This is a genomic window from Neorhizobium sp. BT27B (assembly GCF_050455485.1).
GTDB lineage: Bacteria > Pseudomonadota > Alphaproteobacteria > Rhizobiales > Rhizobiaceae > Neorhizobium.
Map to the genome: position 1 here is coordinate 961329 of NZ_JBCIYT010000001.1, position 19851 is coordinate 981179.

General features: G+C 58.7%; 23 protein-coding genes. 7 read left to right on the plus strand and 16 right to left on the minus strand.

Going from position 1 to position 19851, the window contains the following annotated elements:
- Positions 1-143: 143 nt before the first annotated feature.
- Positions 144-2057: a glycosyl transferase gene (locus AAIH70_RS05000; RefSeq protein ID WP_245519088.1), complete on the plus strand. Its 1914-nt coding sequence runs from the start codon at positions 144-146 to the stop codon at positions 2055-2057.
- A 180-nt stretch (positions 2058-2237) separates the two neighbouring features.
- On the opposite strand, the gene AAIH70_RS05005 is transcribed toward AAIH70_RS05000, so the two are convergent.
- From AAIH70_RS05005 to flgF, 15 genes are all read right to left on the minus strand, one after another.
- Positions 2238-2933, minus strand: coding sequence for a hypothetical protein (locus AAIH70_RS05005; RefSeq protein ID WP_132272657.1), 696 nt, complete (start codon positions 2931-2933; stop codon positions 2238-2240).
- 40 nt (positions 2934-2973) lie between these two features.
- Positions 2974-4443, minus strand: coding sequence for a glycosyltransferase family 2 protein (locus AAIH70_RS05010; RefSeq protein WP_132272656.1), 1470 nt, complete (start codon positions 4441-4443; stop codon positions 2974-2976).
- A gap of 108 nt (positions 4444-4551) precedes the next feature.
- Entirely contained in the window at positions 4552-5289 is a 738-nt protein-coding gene (fliP, locus tag AAIH70_RS05015) for a flagellar type III secretion system pore protein FliP (protein ID WP_132272655.1), read from the minus strand.
- Positions 5286-5801, minus strand: a complete 516-nt coding sequence (locus AAIH70_RS05020) for a flagellar basal body-associated FliL family protein (RefSeq protein ID WP_165931960.1) — start codon at positions 5799-5801, stop codon at positions 5286-5288. The genes fliP and AAIH70_RS05020 overlap by 4 nt, the downstream gene beginning before the upstream one ends.
- A 31-nt stretch (positions 5802-5832) precedes the next feature.
- The gene (flgH, locus tag AAIH70_RS05025; RefSeq protein ID WP_132272654.1) at positions 5833-6552 is read right to left on the minus strand and encodes a flagellar basal body L-ring protein FlgH; all 720 of its coding nucleotides are present in this window, start codon (positions 6550-6552) and stop codon (positions 5833-5835) included.
- Positions 6549-7073 carry a MotE family protein gene (locus AAIH70_RS05030; protein WP_132272653.1) on the minus strand — a complete coding sequence of 175 codons (525 nt, stop codon included), beginning with the start codon at positions 7071-7073 and terminating at the stop codon, positions 6549-6551. The genes flgH and AAIH70_RS05030 overlap by 4 nt, the downstream gene beginning before the upstream one ends.
- Before the next feature lie 14 nt (positions 7074-7087).
- On the minus strand, positions 7088-8206 hold the full coding sequence (locus tag AAIH70_RS05035) for a flagellar basal body P-ring protein FlgI (RefSeq protein WP_132272652.1): 1119 nt from the start codon (positions 8204-8206) through the stop codon (positions 7088-7090).
- A complete protein-coding gene (flgA, locus tag AAIH70_RS05040; protein WP_132272651.1) occupies positions 8203-8697 on the minus strand; it encodes a flagellar basal body P-ring formation chaperone FlgA in 495 nt (164 codons plus the stop codon). The genes AAIH70_RS05035 and flgA overlap by 4 nt, the downstream gene beginning before the upstream one ends.
- Before the next feature lie 20 nt (positions 8698-8717).
- Positions 8718-9506 carry a flagellar basal-body rod protein FlgG gene (flgG, locus tag AAIH70_RS05045; protein WP_132272650.1) on the minus strand — a complete coding sequence of 263 codons (789 nt, stop codon included), beginning with the start codon at positions 9504-9506 and terminating at the stop codon, positions 8718-8720.
- A gap of 21 nt (positions 9507-9527) precedes the next feature.
- Positions 9528-9866, minus strand: a complete 339-nt coding sequence (locus AAIH70_RS05050; protein WP_132272649.1) for a flagellar hook-basal body complex protein FliE — start codon at positions 9864-9866, stop codon at positions 9528-9530.
- Positions 9863-10282: a flagellar basal body rod protein FlgC gene (flgC, locus tag AAIH70_RS05055; protein WP_132272648.1), complete on the minus strand. Its 420-nt coding sequence runs from the start codon at positions 10280-10282 to the stop codon at positions 9863-9865. Before flgC ends, AAIH70_RS05050 begins: the two co-directional genes overlap by 4 nt.
- Before the next feature lie 4 nt (positions 10283-10286).
- Positions 10287-10673 (minus strand): flagellar basal body rod protein FlgB, encoded by a 387-nt coding sequence (gene flgB, locus AAIH70_RS05060; protein ID WP_132272647.1) that lies wholly within the window; start codon positions 10671-10673, stop codon positions 10287-10289.
- 53 nt (positions 10674-10726) lie between these two features.
- Positions 10727-11302: a flagellar protein gene (locus tag AAIH70_RS05065; RefSeq protein WP_132273664.1), complete on the minus strand. Its 576-nt coding sequence runs from the start codon at positions 11300-11302 to the stop codon at positions 10727-10729.
- 6 nt (positions 11303-11308) lie between these two features.
- Entirely contained in the window at positions 11309-12691 is a 1383-nt protein-coding gene (gene fliI / locus AAIH70_RS05070; protein ID WP_132272646.1) for a flagellar protein export ATPase FliI, read from the minus strand.
- A 14-nt stretch (positions 12692-12705) separates the two neighbouring features.
- Positions 12706-13440 carry a flagellar basal-body rod protein FlgF gene (gene flgF / locus AAIH70_RS05075; RefSeq protein WP_132272645.1) on the minus strand — a complete coding sequence of 245 codons (735 nt, stop codon included), beginning with the start codon at positions 13438-13440 and terminating at the stop codon, positions 12706-12708.
- A gap of 267 nt (positions 13441-13707) precedes the next feature.
- Here flgF and motA point away from each other — a divergent pair, with 267 nt between their 5' ends.
- From motA to AAIH70_RS05105, 6 genes are all read left to right on the plus strand, one after another.
- Positions 13708-14583 (plus strand): flagellar motor stator protein MotA, encoded by an 876-nt coding sequence (gene motA / locus AAIH70_RS05080; RefSeq protein WP_132272644.1) that lies wholly within the window; start codon positions 13708-13710, stop codon positions 14581-14583.
- Positions 14584-14586: 3 nt separating this feature from the next.
- The gene (locus AAIH70_RS05085; RefSeq protein WP_132272643.1) at positions 14587-15552 is read left to right on the plus strand and encodes a FliM/FliN family flagellar motor switch protein; all 966 of its coding nucleotides are present in this window, start codon (positions 14587-14589) and stop codon (positions 15550-15552) included.
- 76 nt (positions 15553-15628) lie between these two features.
- Entirely contained in the window at positions 15629-16252 is a 624-nt protein-coding gene (fliN, locus tag AAIH70_RS05090) for a flagellar motor switch protein FliN (protein ID WP_132272642.1), read from the plus strand.
- A 29-nt stretch (positions 16253-16281) separates the two neighbouring features.
- Positions 16282-17343: a flagellar motor switch protein FliG gene (gene fliG / locus AAIH70_RS05095; RefSeq protein WP_132272641.1), complete on the plus strand. Its 1062-nt coding sequence runs from the start codon at positions 16282-16284 to the stop codon at positions 17341-17343.
- A 166-nt stretch (positions 17344-17509) separates the two neighbouring features.
- A complete protein-coding gene (gene flhB, locus AAIH70_RS05100; RefSeq protein ID WP_430033343.1) occupies positions 17510-18598 on the plus strand; it encodes a flagellar biosynthesis protein FlhB in 1089 nt (362 codons plus the stop codon).
- The gene (locus AAIH70_RS05105; RefSeq protein WP_132272639.1) at positions 18595-19032 is read left to right on the plus strand and encodes a hypothetical protein; all 438 of its coding nucleotides are present in this window, start codon (positions 18595-18597) and stop codon (positions 19030-19032) included. Before flhB ends, AAIH70_RS05105 begins: the two co-directional genes overlap by 4 nt.
- Positions 19033-19099: 67 nt before the next feature.
- On the opposite strand, the gene visR is transcribed toward AAIH70_RS05105, so the two are convergent.
- Positions 19100-19846: a transcriptional regulator VisR gene (gene visR, locus AAIH70_RS05110; RefSeq protein WP_132272638.1), complete on the minus strand. Its 747-nt coding sequence runs from the start codon at positions 19844-19846 to the stop codon at positions 19100-19102.
- Positions 19847-19851: the final 5 nt, after the last annotated feature.

Sequence of the window (19851 nt, forward strand, 5' to 3'; positions counted from 1 at the left end):
GCGATAAATCATAAATGCGATCGTTTTCCCGTCGCGAGGCACCGGCTTCGAGCAAGCTTGGCCGATTATGGCTGAAAACTGGGAGTATTCCGCGTTTTTGCCGGCGGTTACTCTTTGTAAACCATAATTCGTGGAGTTTACCGTTGACCCCGCAGACCCTGTTTGCCGATGCTTCCAAAAGTTTTCAATGCGGTCGCTATACCGACGCGTTGGGCGCCCTCAACAGGCTGCTGGATTATTCGAAGGACGCCGAGACATACGCCCTCCTGGCAAAAACCCTTGTTGCCCTCAGCTTCAAGGAGGACGCGGCACGCACCTATACGCTCGCCGCGGAACAGGGCGGTTCAAGCTCCGAAGATTATTATATCGAGGCGATGAAGCTTTATATCGAGATCGGTCAGGACGATCTCGCTCTCAGCCTCGGCCTGCCGCTTCTGCAACGGGCTGGCAGGGATGCCGATCTTGCCTTCATGATCGTCAGCCTGCTTTACAAGCGCGGCGAAAAGGAAGTCACACGGGCATTCCTGCCGGTGCTGGCGGCCAGCGAAGATAGCAAACACAACAATCTCGCTTTCCTTCTTCTGACAGGCTCTCCTGAAGACAATACCGAACGCGCGGCACTGGGTGCCCTGCTTGCCAAAATGCCGAGAAGCCTGCCCGTCATCATGGCGCATCTGGTCTCCCATCGCGAGATCAATAATTACGAGGAAATGCAGCGGCTTCAGCCGCAATTGGCGCGCATTCTCAAAAACGACACCCAGAAGCTGATGCGGGTCGATTCCCCCTTCTACAATTTGATGTGGCTGGGCGATGAAGCGATCAACAAGAAAATCGGCCATATCGCCGACGCCTTCCCGGCCGGCAATCCTGAGAAGCGCCTGACCACACCGCACGCATGGGGCAAGAAAATCCGCATCGGTTATCTGTCCTCGGATTTCTGGCAGCATCATGCCACGATGAAACTGTGCGGCGCCGTGCTGGAGGCGCATGACCGCGATCGTTTTGACATCACCCTTTTCTGCTACACCGACCCGAAACATCTGATGGATGGCGCATCCCGCGAGAAATGGGGCAAGGTCGTTTCCATCAGGGACATGACCAATGCAGAAGCCGCCCAGACAATCCGCGACCACGATATCGACATTCTGGTCGAGATGAAGGGCCATACCCGCGGCGGACGTGCCTTCATCCTCAATCAGGTCGCCGCGCCAGTGCAGGTTGCCTGGCTGGGCTTCCCTGGCACCACCGTCAATGTCGATCTCGACTACATCATCGGCGACAATTCGGTGTTACCCGACAAATCCAAACCGCATTATTGGGAAAAGTTCTGCCGTCTGCCGGAAAACTACCAACCGAACAATCCCAACCAGGCCAAAGCCAGGACGGATATGTTCACCCGTGCCGAAGCCGGTCTGCCGGAGGATGCTTTCGTCTTCGCCTCGTTCAACGCGACGCGCAAAATCTCGATGGAAACGATCGACCTGTGGATCCGCATTCTCAAGGCGACGCCCAAAAGCGTGCTGTGGGTGATGGTCAAATCGCGCGAGGCAGAGACCAATATCCTGCGTAAATTCACCTCGTCGGGCATTGATGCTTCCCGCATCGTCTTTACCAAGATGGTGCCTTACGAAGCACATCTGTCGCGCATCACGCTCGCCGATGTCGGCCTCGATCCGTTCCCTTGTAACGGCCATACGACCACATCCGAGCAACTCTGGGCCGGCCTTCCCGTGCTGACGAAAAAAGGCACCCATTTTTCCTCGCGCGTGACGGAAAGCCTGCTGCGCGCGATCGGCTTGCCGGAAATGGTCGCCAGGAACGAAAACGAGTATTTCCGTCTGGCCGTAGAGCTTTATGAAAACCCGCAGAAGGCGGTGGAATACAGCGAGCGACTGGATAAAAACCGTTTCGAAAAGCCGCTATTTGATTCCGAGCGCTATTGTCGCCATCTCGAAGCCGCTTTCGAGATGATGGCCGATCGCGCTCGAAAGGGACTTGCTCCCACCCATATCGACGTGCCGGCGATGCCGCCACGCGAAGGTCGCTTCGGCGCGTAGCCACCCCGCACGAACAAGAGCCGTGCATGAAGCCGAAAACCGCCCGCGGTTTTCGGCTTCATGCATTTGGGCATCACGTCCCGCAGGGTAAAAGAACAACGGCCGGCAACCAAGGTTACCAGCCGGCATTCATTTCATTACGCTGATGCTCTGCCGATCAGGACCGGCAAAGGCAGTCTCTTAACCTGCGGTCTTCAAGGCCTCGGACACACCGAACAACCAGAGCATCTCGCTGGCATTCAGACGCGGTTTGGCAGGGCGAGGCAAAACCACGCTGCGGTTTGGCTTACGCGCCATGAAAAGGAAGTCCGCGTAGAATTTCTCGACGTCACGCTCGTAGTCGTCGACGAAAATATGTGTCGAATCCTTGCATACTTTCGAAGCCCAGTAGATCGGCAGGGCGCGACCCGGCAGATCTTCACGATATCCCATCGGACCATCGACCAGGATGACGTCCCATTTGCGCTCGGTCAGGAATGCCGGGATCTCCATTGATGCCATCGTCTTGATCGGATCTCGCATGGATTGCGAAACGGTGGTGGGATAATCCACCACCTCGACATTGAGATACGGAAACTGGCCGACCATTTTCGAAACCCAGCCCGGCGCGTTTTCGATGAACAGGGTGTAGCCGCTTTTATTCAGGTTGGCCCATACAGGGCTGTCATTACCGAGTCCGAAAACCAGCATATTGCAACCAGGCCGGCGCGACATGATGGCCGCGGACACGGCTTCGATCTGTATCGGTGACATCTGCGCTTCCGGATTGAAATAATCCTTCAACGTCTGATCAAGACCGGCATCCATGGAAAGGTCTTCACTGCGATAGACGACGTCCTGACTATCGAACCGCGGCGTAATCTTGTTTTCAGTCATCGGTTATCCGATCATGTGTTTTCCGGGCAAGGATTTGTAGTCAACGACCTGCGGAGACCAGCAAGCCCGAGCCACCGATTGCGTTGGAGCAAAATTTCAGCCCGGTTCCGTTCGCCTTCCAGGACGACAATGCCTGTTCTTCCACGTCCCTGGAGACGCCGATCAAACCGAACACAAAACCTTCACGTGAAAAACGCTCTGCCAAAGCAGGCAGCGAAACGAGCGCGCTGCCCTCCGGCAGGCTGGGTGACAGATCCGCGAGGATGAAGTTGAAACTCTGCTCGGCCTTGAGCACCTGCACATCGGGAAACGCACCCTCGATTTTTCCGAGCGTATGAGTGACGAGCGGTGTTTGAACGACCTCGACATCGGAAAAGCCGCAGAGAGCAAGCCGGTGTGTAAGTTCATCCGCTTCGGGCGCCGAGGTCGACATGAATGTCAGCGAACGCCCGCTTCCTTCCGTCAAGGCCGCAAGTACCAAAGCAGACCTGGTCGCGCCGATATGCAGTATTTTCGCATCTCCGCCATAGGCCAAGAGAAGTTCGCTCAGCCCCAGAATCTGCAACGGTGCGAGTTGTGCTTCGCCGGCAAAAACGATGGCCTTGAGCAGGGAAGGATGACGCTCGATCAATGTCTTGCTGGTCAGCTCGTCCCAGGCCAAGGATTTGTTCGCCAAAGCTATCGGCTGGCTTTGTTTCGAAGGCTGCATCGTTTCGCTTTTCTGGGCAATGCCGCTAGAGGCAACGAGGGGTCTCAGCAGCGGCAGTGGCGTCTTGGAAAACACCTCCTTGGCCGAACTCTGCTGAATGGTTGAATTGAGGCCTCTGGAATTCGGATCCATATTGTGGTGGGAGGCCGGATTGGTTGCCGTGTAACGATAGGCATTTTCCGGGATGAACTTGTAACGCCTGGTCTGATCAAGAATGGGCATGGCAAGAGCGATATCGCATGCCGCCTTCAGCCACTCACCCTGACTGTTCTGGAAATATTCAACAGGAACAGTCAGCAGGAGTTCGGCGCGAAAGCTGAAAAAATGGCTGGTTTTCCATCCCTGCCGGCGAGGCGGCACATTGGGGTCGAGCGCTTTGTTCCCGCCAATGAAACCGCTGTCTGTCGCATAATTGGTCCACACGACATCGTGGCCGGCGATATAGAACTGCCGCATCCGTTCCAGAATGGTAGGGGATATCAGCTGGTCGTCGGCATCCACGACGGCTATGAAATCTGTCTTGCCCGCCCGCGGTCGTAGATGTTCCCAGGCGTTTCTCGCCTTGCCATACTGCAGCTCGTTGCTGATGAGCGTATGCTTGTCGGGAAAGAGGCGCGTCAATTCGGCCTGGGCGATACTCGCCGTCTCATCCGTCGAAGCATCGTCAATAAACAGGATATGCACAGCATCGAGCGTCTGCTCGGCAATACTGGCGATCGCACGTTTGACATAACGGTCGCAGTTGCGGCCCGTCATGAAAATCAGCGCAGCACCGAGCTGGCTCGAACTAGGGGAAACCATTTTATGTGCCTTGTGGAGTACTGAATTCCCGGCACGTTATCGGGTCAACCTGTACCGAGGCTTACAGCAGCAGAAACCTTTCGAGACAAAAAATGTCCCGGACGCCCGTCAATTAAACGAACGAACCAGACTGCCGACAAGCAGGTTCCAGCCGTCGATCAACACGAAGAACAATATCTTGAAGGGCAGCGAGATCGAGGTCGGCGGCAGCATCATCATGCCCATGGACATGGTGATGGCGGCGACGATCATGTCGATGACGAGAAATGGCAGGATGATCAGGAAGCCGATTTCGAAACCACGGCGGATTTCCGACAGCATGAAAGCCGGCACCAGCACGCGGTAATCGATCAGTTCCGGCGTTCCCACCGACTGGCCGCGTTCGCGGGCGATATCGACGAACAGTGACAGGTCCTTGTCGCGCGTATTGGCGCTCATGAACACACGGAACGGCTCGGCGATACGCTGCACGGCTTCGGCTTCGGTGATCTGGTTGGACAGCATCGGCTGCACGCCTTCGTTCCAGGCACGGTCGAAGGTGGGCGACATGACGTAGAAGGTCATGAACATCGCCATCGACACCAGCACCATGTTCGGCGGCGATGTGCCCATGCCCATGCCGGAGCGCAGAATGGAGAAGGCGATCACGAAGCGCGGAAAGCTCGTCACCATGATCATGATGCCGGGCGCGACCGAAAGAACGGTCAGAAGGCCAAAGGTGCGAATAATCCACGAGGCCGCAGAACCGTCAGTCGGCAGATTGAGAAGATCTGCCGGCGACTGCTGTGCGTGGGCCAGGCCCGGTGCCGCGACGATGACGGCAAGCAGAACGAGAAGTCGAATCATTCAATCACGAAGGTTCTGAACATCACCTTCGATACGCGGCCTTTCGCGCGCAGGTCAACACGTTCCTGAAGGTCATCCCGTAGATATTGAAAGCCGCGCGGGCCCTCGATCTGCTGCAGCGAAACGGTGCGCAGATAGGACATGATATCCTGATGGATTTCCTGGGCCAGCGGCGTGTCTGTCGGGCCGCGGAACATCAGCGCCACTTCCAGCCGCACCCAGTTGTCCGAAGGATAGGCAAGGTTGGTGGTGATCGGGTCGAGCAGGACGATACCATTGGCTTCGGTGGAGATCGGCTGGATGCCGGCCGCTTCCTTGCCCGCCTCGCCGTGACCGCCGGCCGCAGCTGGCGCCTCGGCTGCCGGTTTTGCAGGCGGTGGCGGGGCGATCATGCCGCCCAGAACCCAGCCGCCACCGGCGCCGGCCAGCGTGACAACAGCCACGCCGACAATCGTCATCACCATGCCGCCTTTTTTCTTGGCCTGGCCATCTTCCGGCGTCGTCTCATCCATCGCCATGTTCCTTCGATCCGTGCTTTGCCACTCAGAAGGGCGAATACATGTCGACGACCTGCTGGCCGATCGGCGGCTGCTGCACTTCCGTCATGCGGCCGCGGCCACCGTAGGAAATGCGGGCTTCGGCGATCTTGTCGTAGGAAATCTGGTTGTCGGAATCGACGTCCTTGGGACGGGCGATACCGGCGACATTGAGGATACGGATCTCGTGGTTGACGCGCACTTCCTGCGAACCGCTGATCAGCAGATTGCCGTTTTCGAGAACACCGGTGACGACGGCGGCAACCATCAGGTTCAGCTTTTCAGCGCGCTTGATCGTGCCCTTGCCGTTGCTTTCGCTGGACGAATCCGTGCCCATATCGCCGGAAGTTCCGGCATTTGTGCTGAAGCCAAGGAAATTCTTGACGCCGGCCTGCCAGCCGAGGCTGGTTGAGTTGGTGCGGCTGCGGTCGGTTTCGTTGTCGAAATCGGCCTTGTCGTTGATCTTGATCTCGACCGTCAGGATGTCGCCGATATTGAGCGCGCGGGCATCCTTAAAGAGGGCTGCCTGATTGTCGCTCCACAGCGAATAACCGCTCGCCATCTGGCGCGGCTGCTTCGGATAGGACGACATCTGCGGCGCCTGCGCATATTGCAGGCCGCTGCCGATCGGGCTCATCGCCGGAGCGTTGCCGATTTCCTTCAGCGTCTGATTCTGGCAGCCGGCCAGAAACATCACGGCCACGAGGGCTGAAGCACGCTTCATCATGTACGGTCCTTCGAAGTATTGGGGTTCGACGCGCTGGCGATGATCGTCGAGATCATGCCCGCCTTTTTCGGGTCCATCTCCGCAAGGATCAGACCCGACTGGCGCGCCGGCAGTTTCATGATGATCGCGGCTGCGATCTCTATCTTCATTTCCGCAAGCTGCGGTGCTGCCGCATCGGCCTTCATCGTCTTGAAGATGTCAACGAGACCGAGCTCGGCATTCTTCAGGAAATCGTTGCGGCGCTTAAGCCAGTCCTCGTATTCCGCCTTGCGGGTTTCGAGTGTGGCGATGCGGGTATCGACGTCGGACTGCAGTTTTTCCAGTTCCTGCTTCTGAAGCAGGTAACGCTGGTCGCGGGCCGGATCTGCGATATTGGTGCAGAAACGCTGGATATCGTCGGCGGTGGTCGGCGCCAGCGGCTCAGCCTGCTGCTGCGCGTTGACCTGCGGCACGGCGGCGAGAACAACCCCGGCGACCAGAAGCTTGCGAACGGTCGATGCGGAAATCGTGATCGTGAACATCGCTTTTTTCTCCGTCATTGCAGCACCAGTTCCGCCTGAAGCGCACCTGCGGACTTGATGCCCTGCAGGATGGCGATGACGCCGTCCGGCTTGACGCCGATGCTGTTGAGGCCGGCAACCAGTGTGCGCAGGTCGGGACCGTTGAGGATGGCGACCTGGCCGCCGTCCTTCATCGCCATGATGTCGGTCTGTTCCTGAACCGCCGTCTCGCCGCGCGAGAACGGTTCGGGCTGGATGACCTGCGGTGTTTCGGTGACCTGTACGGTGAGCGTGCCGTAGCTGACGGCGACGCGTGAAACCTTCACATCCGCACCGATGACGATCGTGCCGGTGCGCTCATTGATGACGACCTTGGCGGGGGTATCGGTCTGGACGATGAGGTTTTCGATCTCGGCCATCAGCCGGGTCAGGTCAGCCTGGCGCGGTTTGGAAATTATGACTTCCTGGCTGTCACGGGCTTCCGCGACCGGGCCGCCGTAACGCTGCGAAGCGAACATGTTGACCGCATCGGCCATGCGCTGCGCGGTGGAAAAATCGGGGTTGCGCAATTGCAGGACCAGATTGACCCCATCCTTGAACTTGGACGGCAGTTCGCGCTCGATGATGGCACCGTTCGGCACGCGGCCGGATGTGGTGACACCTTCGGTCAGCGTTGCGGCCGCACCCTGCGCCTGAAAGCCGGACACGACGACCGCGCCCTGGGCAACGGCGTAGATCTGGCCATCGGCGCCGGACAGCGAGGTCATCACCAGCGTACCGCCACGCAGCGAGGTGGCATCGCCGAGCGAAGAGACATTGACGTCGATACGGCTGCCGGGGCTGGCAAATGGCGGCAGGTTGGCGGTCACCATGACGGCCGCGAGGTTCTTGGCGCTCGACTGGCCGCCTTGCGTGGAAATGCCGAGGTTCTGCAGCATGGCGCGCATGGACTGCTCGGTGAACGGCGAGGAACGCAGGCTGTCGCCCGATCCCTGCAGACCGACGACGAGACCATAACCGATCAGCTGGTTTTCACGACCTGCTTGCAGCGAGGCAATATCCTTGATGCGGGCCGCATCGGCAAAGGCCGGCTGCACGGGACCGAAAACGGTCGCGATCGCGAGGGAAAGGGCTAAAATACGCTTCATGATCATTTCGCCATCACCTGCACGGTGCCGTCGGCCATCACAGTGCCGCTGACGGACAGGCCGGAATCGATGTTACGGACACGGATGACATCGCCGACCGAACCGTTCTGCAGCGGCGAGCCGGATGCGGAAATGGTCATATTGCCGATGCCGAAAGTCAGGCGCACATTGGCGCCGCGTTTGACCAGATAGGGAACCCGCAGGGACGACACGAGGATCGTGCGGCCCGGCAGCAGCGTGCGGTTGGTGATCATTCCCGTGACTTCCTCGACGGAGCGCGCGAAGTCGCCGGCGAGATTGGGGTTGGTCACCTCGACCACATCGAGGGAAGACGGGGCGATTTCCTCGCCCGGATAGATGATCCGCGTCGGCACGACGGCCATGCCCATGTCGGCTGCGGCCGGCATAGCCAGGCTCGCAGCGAGAAGCGACAGAAGGGCAAGGACCGTCTTTCGACCGATCCCTGCTGCATTTTCGTGTGTCCGGCGAAACATCATGTCTGCCCTGCCTTTTGGGTTTACTTGAGGTTTTTACTGACGATGGAGGCCATTTCGTCGGCCGTCGTGATGACCTTGGAATTCATCTCGTAGGCGCGCTGCGCCGAGATCAGGTCGGTGATTTCCTTGACCGCATCGACGTTGGACGATTCGAGATAACCCTGACGGAGATAGCCGTAGCCCGGATCTTCCGGAGCGGCGATGACCGCTTCGCCCGATGCCGGCGTTTCCGCATAGAGGTTATCGCCGAGCGGCTTCAGGCCGGCTTCGTTGGCAAAGTTCGCCATCGTGAGCTGGCCGACCTCGGTATAGTCGGTGGCGTTGCCGATACGAACGCTGACCTGACCGGTACGGCTGATGACGGTTTCCGTCACATCAGCCGGGAAGGTGATGTTGGGGATAACCTGATAACCTTCGATGGTGACCAGCTGGCCGTCGCCATTCTGGTTGAAGGCACCGGCGCGGGTGTACATCGTGCCGCCATCGGGCGACTGCACCTGGAAGAAACCACGACCGACAATGGCCAGATCGAGGTTGTTTTCCGTGTGGGTCAGTTCGCCCTGCTCGTGGATGTAGCGAACAGCTGCGGTCTGCACACCGAGACCGACATTGGCGCCTTCCGGCACGATCGCCTGGTTGGCACGGTTCGGCACACCCTGGGCACGTTCGGTCTGGTAGAGAAGATCAGAAAACTCAGCGCGACCGCGCTTGAAGCCGGTCGTGTTGATGTTGGCGATGTTGTGGGCGATGACCTCAAGATTGGTCTGCTGGGCATCCATGCCCGTCGCTGCAACGGAAAGTGCTCTCATCGGTAGGTTCCTTGTCCGCTACTAGATCTGCATCTTCGAGATATCGAGATATGCCGAGACCAGCTTGTCGCGCAGGGCGATTGCGGTCTGCAGCGACTGGTTTGCTTCCATGACGGCATCCACGACTTCACGCGTGTTGGCCTTGCCCTGGATGGCATCGATCGACTTGCTTTCGGCGGTCTTCAGATTGTCCAGCGCGGTCGAAGCGACATTGCCGAGCACGTTTGCAAAGCTGAGGCCGGCGTTTTCTACCGGCTTCTGGACCTGGCCGAGCAGCGAGGTGGTGTTCTCGTCCGACGAGATGGAGCCGATACCGCGGGAAAGCGAAAGCGAGCTTACGTTCTTGATTGCGTCAATCATTGCGCACCCTTGAGAAGTTCGATTGTGGAGGAAACGATGTCACGCGTCTGCTTGATCATCTGGAGATTGGCGTCGTAGCTGCGATTGGCTTCGCGCATGTCGGCCATTTCGATGAGCATGTTGACATTGGGCATCTTGACCATGCCCTTCGCGTCGGCAGCCGGATGGCTCGGATCGTATTCCTGGGCAAACTCGCCCCGATCAACGCCAAGCTTCTTGACCCCGACCAGCTCCGCGCCGGCTGCCTTGTCCATTTCGGCGCCGAAGGTGATGGTCTTGCGACGATAGGGATCGGCGCCGGGCGTGTCGCCCGTGGTGCGTGCGTTGGCGATGTTTTCCGATACGATGCGAAGTCGGGTGGCCTGGGCCTCCATCCCCGACCCTGCGATCTTCGAAGCGGCTGCGAGCGGATCCATTTCCTTACCTCTTCACTGTCAAAAGCATCATGCTGTTGAACGACTTCACCAGATTGGCACTGAGCTCGTACTGGCGTTTGACTTCACCGGCCTTCGACAGCTCCTTGGAGAGCGCGACGGTGTTGCCGGATTCCTGGATGCCGATCTCGTCGTTAAGAGCGGCTTCCTCGACCTTGACGTTATTGCTGAGCTGGCTGTCGCCGAAATGCGCCGAATTGGTGCGCGCCATCCGCATCGACGTGTTGTCGAGAACAGCGTCGAAGGAGGCTACATCCTTCGCCTTGTATTGCGGCGTATTGGCATTGGCGATGTTGTTGGCGACGACTTCCTGGCGCACAGACAACCACTCGGCCTGCTTGGATGCCAGCGCGAATAATTGAATGGGTTGCATAGGCTTCTCTCCATTTTGTAGCTGAAGCCTATGTTAGCAATCTTGCGTCAGACTTACGGACGCGACGTTCCCTGGCTCGAATAGATTTCACCGGCCGAAGTGACGATCACCCACTTGCCCTCACGCTGCTCCAGCGTGGCGAGACGGCTGTTGTCCGGCAGGATCGAACCGACGCGCACCATGTACATGCCGGCAGCATCCTCGATCAGCGCGCGGCCGTTCGAGACATGCATCAGGCGGAAACCGCCACGGCCCGGAAGCGGTTGTTCTTCCATCAGATCCTGCGGCGGTCCCTGACGAACGGCACCCACGGACGAGGTCGTCGCCGTGGTGATGTTGTCGATAGGATCGATCGGCGGCTTCGGCTGGTCGTCCTTGGAATTGTCGACCATGGCCAGCGGCGAAACGCTGAAGACATTGCGGGCATGGCCCGGCGGCAGATCACGGGTGTGATCCATCGGCGTGACCTTGATGCCGAATTTGTCTTCGTTCAGAAACACATACCACGGGAAAAAGGCGGACGCGCCTGCAAGCGCGATGCCGATTGCCAGCACCATGTGGTCGGAAAGCTTGGATTTCGGCTTCTGCGCCCTGATCGGCTTTACCGGAATATCCTGGTCGTCTTCGATCACGGTTTATCCTCTCGCTCGGGGTGGCGGCGCCATACCTGCCCGCAACGCGTTGGCAAGGTCGGCATAGGCATCTGCACTGGGTTGGTCGGACGGCGTCTGCTTGAGCACGTCGTAGATGATCGGTACCTGCTTGATCGCCATATCGAGATCGCCGTCACTGCCGGCGCGGTAACCGCCGATCAGACGAAGATCGCGGGTTTCCTCGAAGCGGTGGATCAGCGACTTCAGGCGCGACACCAGCTTTTCCTGATCGCCGCTCCAGGCCTTGCGGGCCAGACGCGAGATCGACGACAGCGGATTGATGGGCGGATAACGCCCTTCCTCCGCCAGGCTGCGCTCGAGAACGATATGGCCATCGAGAATGCCGCGCGCCGAGTCGGCGATCGGGTCGTTATGGTTGTCGCCATCGACGAGGATGGAGATGATCGCGGTGATCGTGCCGGTGCCTTCCGGGCCGGGACCTGACCGTTCCAGCAGGCGCGGCAGTTCGGTGAAGACGGAAGCCGGATAACCGCGGGCGACCGGCGGCTCGCCGGCGGCAACGGCCACCTCGCGGATGGCATGGGCGAAACGGGTGACGCTGTCGGCGATGAACAGGACGTTCTCGCCCTTGTCGCGAAAATGTTCGGCGATGGTGATCGCCACCAATGGCGCCATCTTGCGCAGCATCGGGCTTTCGTCGGAGGTGGCAACGACGGCGATCGATTTCGACATATTGTCACCGAGCGTATCCTCGATGAATTCACGCACTTCACGGCCACGTTCGCCAACCAGCGCGATCACCACCTTGTCGAAGGCATCGGCGCGGGCAAGCATGGACAGAAGCGTCGATTTACCGACACCGGAACCGGCGAAAATGCCCAGACGCTGGCCGAGGCAGAGTGGTGAAAAGATATCGATGGCGCGCACGCCGGTCATGAAACCGGTCTCGACGCGCTTGCGGGTCATCGAAGGCGGCGCCGTGTTGGAGATCGAGCGGCGCTCGAAGCCGGATGACAACGGTCCGCGATTGTCGATCGGCTCGCCCAGCGAATTGATCGTACGACCACACCAGCTGTCATCAGGTGCAATACGGAAAGCCCCTTTTTCGATGACGACGTCACCGATGCCGATCGGTTCGCCCGGCTCGATCGGGCAGACGTAGATCACATCCTGCTCGACGCGGACGACTTCACCCAGATGAATGCCGGTAGCGCTGCGATGGCCAACGAATTCACCCAGCCGCACATGTTTGGAAAGACCGCTGACGGTATAATGCCCGGCGGCAATGGTGCGCACGCGGCCGCCATGGGCGACGGACTGTTGCGGCGCGGCGTGGCGCCTGGCGAGGCCGGCGAGATGCGCCAGCCTGCCCGATGCCAAAGTTTCGGCAATGATCGTTTCCATCGGTCAGATGATCCTTAGCGGGAGCCGCCCAAAGTCTTGATCGCTTCGGAGAGTGACGATTCGCTGTCGCGCATCAGCGAGGCAATGCCTTCGAAGGCGCGGTTGACCTGGATGAGTTCGGTCATCTGGCTGATGCCGTTGACGTTGGATTCCTCGACATAACCCTGCACGACGGAGGTGCTGACCGTATCGATGACCGGCTGCGGATTTTCCGTCGGGATCACGCCCGAGTTTTCATAACGCAGATACCCCTTGGAGAGGTCGGCAGAGAAGACGCCGATTTGGCCGACGCGGACGCCATCCTGCATGATGCCACCATCGGCGCCAACCTGCGGCGGGCTGCCGGCGCGGTTGAGCTGGATCGGCGCACCGCCGGCGTCGAGAACGGGGAAACCGCGCACGGAAACCAGTTCACCGGTTTCCTTCATGGTGAAGCGGCCGTCACGCGTCAGAACCTGGCCGGCCGGCGTATCGATCGAGAAATAACCATCGCCCTTGATGGCGAAGTCGAGCGAATTGCCGCTGGCTTCCATGGCGCCGCTGCGGGTGGAAAGATAGTCGTTACCCTGGGTGACGAAGGCGACCTTGGCGTTGATATCGTTACGGGTCTTGCTCATGACCTCGTCGAATTTCACTTCCGTTGCGCGAAAGCCGACGGTGTTCATGTTTGCCATGTTGTCGGCAATCGTGTTGAGCCGGCGCTCGAGCGCGATCTGTGAAGAAATACCGACATACAGTCCGGATTGCATATCATCTGCCTCCGTGTTTCAGGGATAGGGTCGAGAGCATGTCCGGGCCGGCGATCTATAAGGAGTGCGTCCGTCAGGCATGCTCGCGTCGGGCGGAAATCCGTCCGATCTTCGCGGAAACTAGGCGTAAAGACTTGTGCGAGGCTGTCTCATATCGCGGTTCGGCGGTATCTGGCCGGATTGGCGAAAAGCCAGCCACAGCCAGCCTCACGCAAGCCAGAACCCGTATCCAATGACCACGAGAAAACGATCGGGCATAGACACGCGATGACTATTATTATCGGATTTGTGATCACCGTCGGCTGCATTTTGGGCGGCTTCATGGCGATGGGTGGACATGTGGACGCGCTTTTCCAGCCGTTCGAGCTGGTCATCATCGGCGGTGCCGGCGTCGGCGCCTTCATCATGGGTAACCCGCTGAAAGTCGTGAAGGATTCCGGCAAGGCGATGGCCGAGGCCTTCAAATATGCGGTTCCGAAAGAGCGTCATTATCTCGACGTGCTCGGCGTTCTTTATTCGCTGATGCGTGACCTGCGCACCAAGTCGCGCAACGAGATCGAAGCCCATATCGACAATCCGGACGAATCCCCGATCTTCCAGTCGGCCCCGACCGTTTTGAAGAACAAGGAACTGACATCCTTCATCTGTGACTACGTTCGTCTCATCATCATCGGCAATGCCCGCAGCCACGAGATCGAGGCGCTGATGGATGAAGAAATCGAAACGATGATGCACGACAAGATGAAGCCCTATCATTCGATCGTTGCGATCGGTGACAGCTTTCCGGCCATCGGCATCATCGCCGCCGTTCTCGGCGTCATCAAGGCCATGGCCAAGATCAACGAATCGCCGGAAGTGCTCGGTGGCCTGATCGGCGCCGCTCTCGTCGGCACCATGCTCGGCATCTTCCTGTCCTATTGCCTCGTCAATCCGCTCACCTCGCAGATCAAGATCGTCCGCGGCAAGCAGCACCGCCTCTACATCATCGTCAAGCAGACCCTGCTTGCCTACATGAACGGCTCGGTTCCGCAGGTCGCGCTCGAATATGGTCGCAAAACGATTTCCAACTACGAGCGCCCGTCCATCGACTCGGTCGAGCAGGAAATGATGAACCCGGGCGGCGGCGCAGAGAAGGCGGCCTAAACCATGACAGACGTGAACGCCTCCGAAAATCACGCCTCGTCCCACGCTCCTGCAATGGAACATTCGCTGCTCGCCAAGCTCACCGGCGGGCTGGGTGACCGGCAGACGGTGGAAAAGATCTGCGGCGACTTCGGCCAGCTTTATTCCGGTTTTCTGCCGGACGTTTTTCACAGCGAAACCGGAATTGCTATCCAGGTCGGTTACGTCGGTTGCGAAAGCGGCCTGATGACGGAACTGGTGGCCGATCTCGGCGACACCTTTTCCTTCGTCAACGGTTCACTGCGCAACTGGAGCCCGAACTTCGTGCTCGCCTGCGGCAATGGTTTTGTCATCTCGCTGATGGAACTGATGCTGGGCGCCGAACTTGAGACGATCGAACAGCCGGCCGAACGCTCGCTGTCGGACATCGAACTCGATCTGGCCGCCATGGTGTTCGAGCGGATCGGCAACGTGCTGCGCTCCGGCGTCAACGCCGCCGGCGGTTTCGAGGCAACGCTCGATCCTCCGCACAATGCCGACGATCGTTCGAAGCACGAGGATGACAGCCGCAGCGAATACGGCGCCGTCGTGCGCATGTCGATCGAGCTGGGCCAGGTGAAATCCGAGGTCGCGCTGATCATTCCGCAGCGTGCGCTGTTGAAGACGCGCGTGGAACTGCCGAAGCCCACGGGTCAGATCGCCAAGGGCAAGCAGGACTGGACCGACCGGATCAACGAACAGGTGCGCCGTTCACAGGTGACGCTGGAGGCGCGTATTCGCCTTGAAAAGCTGACCTTGTCGACGATCTCGCGGCTTGCTGCCGGCGATGTCATCGGCTTCGAGGACACCAGAGATGTTTCAGTACAGGTCAGCGCCAACGGCAAGGACATGTACATGTGCGAATTCGGACGCTCCGGCGAGCGTTATACGGTCCGCGTAAAGGATAATATCAGCAGCGACGACGAAATCCTCAAGCATCTGGCAGGATGATCACGGATCGTTGACACAGCATGAAATCGTGCCCTTGGGCAGGCTGACGCAAGTTTCATAAGGAATAATGTTTTCCATGGCTAAGAAACCGACACCTATTACAGAAAACGATGATCTGTCCCCGATCGGCAATGAAGCCGATCTCGACCAGGCGATCGACGATCTGCGCGGCGTGCTGAAGGCTGATGCCAGCGGCGAGGCTCCTGCTTTCGACGCGGAATTCGGTGCGGGTACAAGCGACTTCGATCTCGACGCCTCTTTCGGTGGCGGTCTCGACGATACGGCTTCGGCCGGCGCTTCGGATTTCGGCACGTCTGACTTCGGCGGCTCCGACTTCGGTGGATCCGATCTCGGCGGCGGCGCAAGCTTTGGTGGTTCGGATTTCGGAAGCTCGGATTTCGGTGGTTCCTCGGGTGCGGCTTCGGCCGCTCCGGGTAGCGCGCTGAACGCCAATCTCGACCTGATCATGGATATCCCGATCAATCTCGAGATCGTGCTCGGCACCAGCCGCATGCAGGTATCAGGCCTGATGAACCTGGAAGAAGGCGCAACAATCGCGCTGGACAAGAAGATCGGCGAACCGGTGGAAATCACCGTCAATGGCCGGCGCATTGCAAAGGGCGAGATTACCGTCCTTGAACACGACGATACGCGCTTCGGCGTTAAACTGACGGAAGTTTTAAGCACCAAAGCAATCTGATCCCGATGTAGGGACAGTGAGGTAAGACCATGATGGACTTCGAGGATTTCGGTGGAGGCGCTGTAGCCGGTTCACCCCTGTCCCAGGCTGAAAAAGCGGCTGCGGTGCTTCTTGCCATGGGCAAGGGCGTCGCAGGCAAGCTTTTGAAATATTTCACCCAGGCAGAGCTGCAGACGATTATCGCCTCGGCTCAGAACCTGCGTGAAATCCCTCCGGATGAACTGCTCGGCCTCGTCAACGAGTTCGAGGATCTGTTCACCGAAGGTGCGGGACTGATGGACAACGCAAAGGCCATCGAAAGCATTCTCGAAGAAGGTCTCACCCCCGAGGAAGTCGACGGCCTTCTGGGCCGCCGGACAGCCTTCGAAGCCTATCAGACATCGATCTGGGATCAGTTGCAGGATGCAGAGCCGGCCTTTATCGGCAAGTTCCTGCTGCGCGAACACCCGCAGACGATTGCTTATATCCTGTCGATGATCCCATCTGCCTTCGGCGCCAAGGTTCTTCTGGAACTGCCGGAAAGCCGCCGCGCCGACATCATGAACCGTACGGTCAACATGAAGGACGTCAGCCCGAAGGCTGCGCAGATCATCGAGAACCGCGTGATCGACCTCGTCGCAAAGATCGAAGCCGAACGCAATTCGAACGGCGCCAACAAGGTTGCCGAGCTGATGAACGAGCTCGACAAGCCGCAGGTCGATACGTTGCTGACCTCGCTGGAAACGATGAGCAAGGCCTCGGTCAACAAGGTTCGCCCGAAGATCTTCCTCTTCGAAGACCTGCTGGCCATGCCGCAGCGCAGCCGCGTCCTGCTGCTCAACGATATCGCCGGCGATATCATCACCATGGCGCTGCGTGGCGCCTCGATGGAAATCAAGGAAGCCGTGCTTTCGGCGATCAGCCCGCGCCAGCGCCGCATGATCGAATCGGACCTGCAGGCCACCGGCGTCATCAACCCGCGCGAAGTGGCAATCGCCCGTCGCGCTGTCGCTCAGGAAGCCATCCGCCTTGCAGGCAGCGGCCAGATCCAGCTCAAGGATCCGGAAGCCGACGCCGAAAAGCCCGAGGAGGCAGCGGCCGCAGCCGCCTGATCCCTTCCAATCAAGCAGTAAAAAAAGCCGGCGGTCTTCCCGTCGGCTTTTTTGTTGTGCATGCCGCCCGCCGTTTAGCATGCCGGCAGCCGGCAGAACTGCGCTTGTCTGCTGCGATGCGTTAGACTGGGTCAATGCCATCGGGCGATTCGCAAGGACCCAAGCGTTGTCTGACGAAGATAAAGACAGTAAAACAGAAGACCCCACAGCGAAAAAAATGAGCGACGCTGCCATCAAGGGCAATGTGGCGTCGTCGCGCGAAATCACGCTGTTTGCCTCTTCGCTGGCCTTTTATTTCTATCTCGTCTTCTTTCTTCCCGGCGCGATCGCCAATCTGGCCGAGCGGTTGAAGGACATATTTGAACAGCCCGACCGATGGCCGCTGGAAAACGCCACGGACGCGGTGTCGATCGGCAGCCGCATGGGCTGGGACATGGCGGGTTTTCTGGCGCCTGCGATGATCCTCATGGTGGTTTTCGGTCTTGGTTCATCGTTTGCACAGAACCTGCCGTCCTTCGTGCTGGAGCGTATCCGTCCGCAGGCGGACCGGGTATCGATCGCCAAGGGTTTTACACGCATCTACAGCGTCGCCGGCATGGTGGAATTCGGCAAGTCGGTCTTCAAGCTGCTTGTCGTGTCGCTGATCTTCTATTTTGTCCTGTATCGCGACTTCATGGAATCGCTGGACATCATGTTCTCCGATCCGGCCATCATCCTGGTGAAGCTGGAAGCGATCGTGAAGAAGATGATGATCATCGTTCTTCTGGCGACAGCAACATTGGCCGTGGTCGACTTCTTCTGGACCAAACATCAGTGGTTCTCGAACCTGAAGATGTCGAAACAGGAAATCAAGGACGAGCACAAGCAGGCGCAGGGCGACCCCATGGTCAAGGCCCGCCAGCGATCGCTCATGCGCAGCCGCGCACGCCAGCGCATGATCCAGAACATTCCGCGTGCGACCCTGGTGATTACCAACCCTTCGCATTACGCAATTGCGCTGCGTTATGTGCGTGAGGAAAACGATGCGCCGGTCATCGTCGGCAAGGGTCAGGACCTTGTGGCGTTGAGAATCAGGCAGATTGCCGAGGAGAACAACATCCCCGTTTTCGAAGATCCGCCACTTGCCCGCTCCATGTTTGCGCAAGTCTCGGTGGATAGTGTGATTCCATCAGCTTTTTACAAGGCTGTGGCGGAACTCATACACCGGGTTTACGCCGCAAGGACGCCCAAACAACGGACACGCCAACCGCAATGAAAAAATGTAACTTCTCCAGAGAACGTGAAGAGATCCTCGGCCTTGCAATCGCACCGGTCGCGTCGGAGTTACGATTACTGGATGCCGGCGACCTGATAGCCCTGTTAAGGCTTGAAAGATACTCCAGCGTCGCGGACCTCGTGTCCTCCGCAGCCGAGCTTTATTTCCATCCCGGCACCGTCAACTTCGGGTCAGGCGGCGAATATCGCCTGGAATGGAACGGCGCACCGGAGATCACCCTCGATCTCGAAATCAAGCCCAAGGGCGTTTCCGTCTATGCACGGCTGACGCTCGCAGACCAGCAGGCTGCTATCGAGATCGATCACGTCGCCTTCCAGAACCCGTCGAACGATCCTGACGAGAATACCCGCTTCCTTGCCAACAGCCTGGCTGAAGCCAAATTTGCGATAAACCGGCAGGCCGAAGCCGCCTGAGGCTGCTTGCCGCATCATCACAAAGGCCGTACCGTGGAATTTCCCGGTGCGGCCTTTTTCTTTTGTGTCAGTGGATGTAGCCGAGGCGGATGGCCTTGGCGATCGCCTGGATACGGTTGACCGAATCAAGCTTGATGGTCGCCGAGCCGAGATAGGCGTTGACCGTATGCACCGAGAGGCCGAGCTTGTCGGCGATTTCTTCGCTGATCTGGCCGTCGCCGGCCAGTTGCAGGCAGGCGATCTCGCGTTCGCTGAGCGTCTCCGAAGGAACCGCACGCTTTTCCTCCAGCGCCAGCAGATCGACCATGATCTGGCAGCTGCGGACATGCTGATCGACGATGACATCGCTGGCAAGATCGAGAGAATTGGACAGGAAGGCGACATAACCGTTGCCGGTCGCTCCCAGCCGTACGGGAAAAGCGATGCCGCCAAATGGCATGGAAACCGATTCAAGCCTGCGTATCATCGGCGCAAATTCGTTGGTATCGACCCGGTTGGCGAGATCCGTGCCGTTCCAGACGATCGGCAGCAAGGAGAAGTCGATATGTTCGATCAAGATCTCGCCGCAGGCCTCGATCAGCATATTGCCGTTCTCGATACCTGCCGATCCCCAGTTCTCAAGCTCGCAGACCAGTTTGCGCTTGTTGGGCATGCCAACACCGGCGACGCGGAAGACCGCAAAATTGCGGGCATTCAGGTTTTTCTGCATGGAGACCAGCTTCGGAAACAGATCCGACCGGCTGGACGCCCTTGCTACGCGTACATATTGAAAACCCGTTCCAACATCAGCCGCTTGTTCGCGCGAATAACCCATTTCAA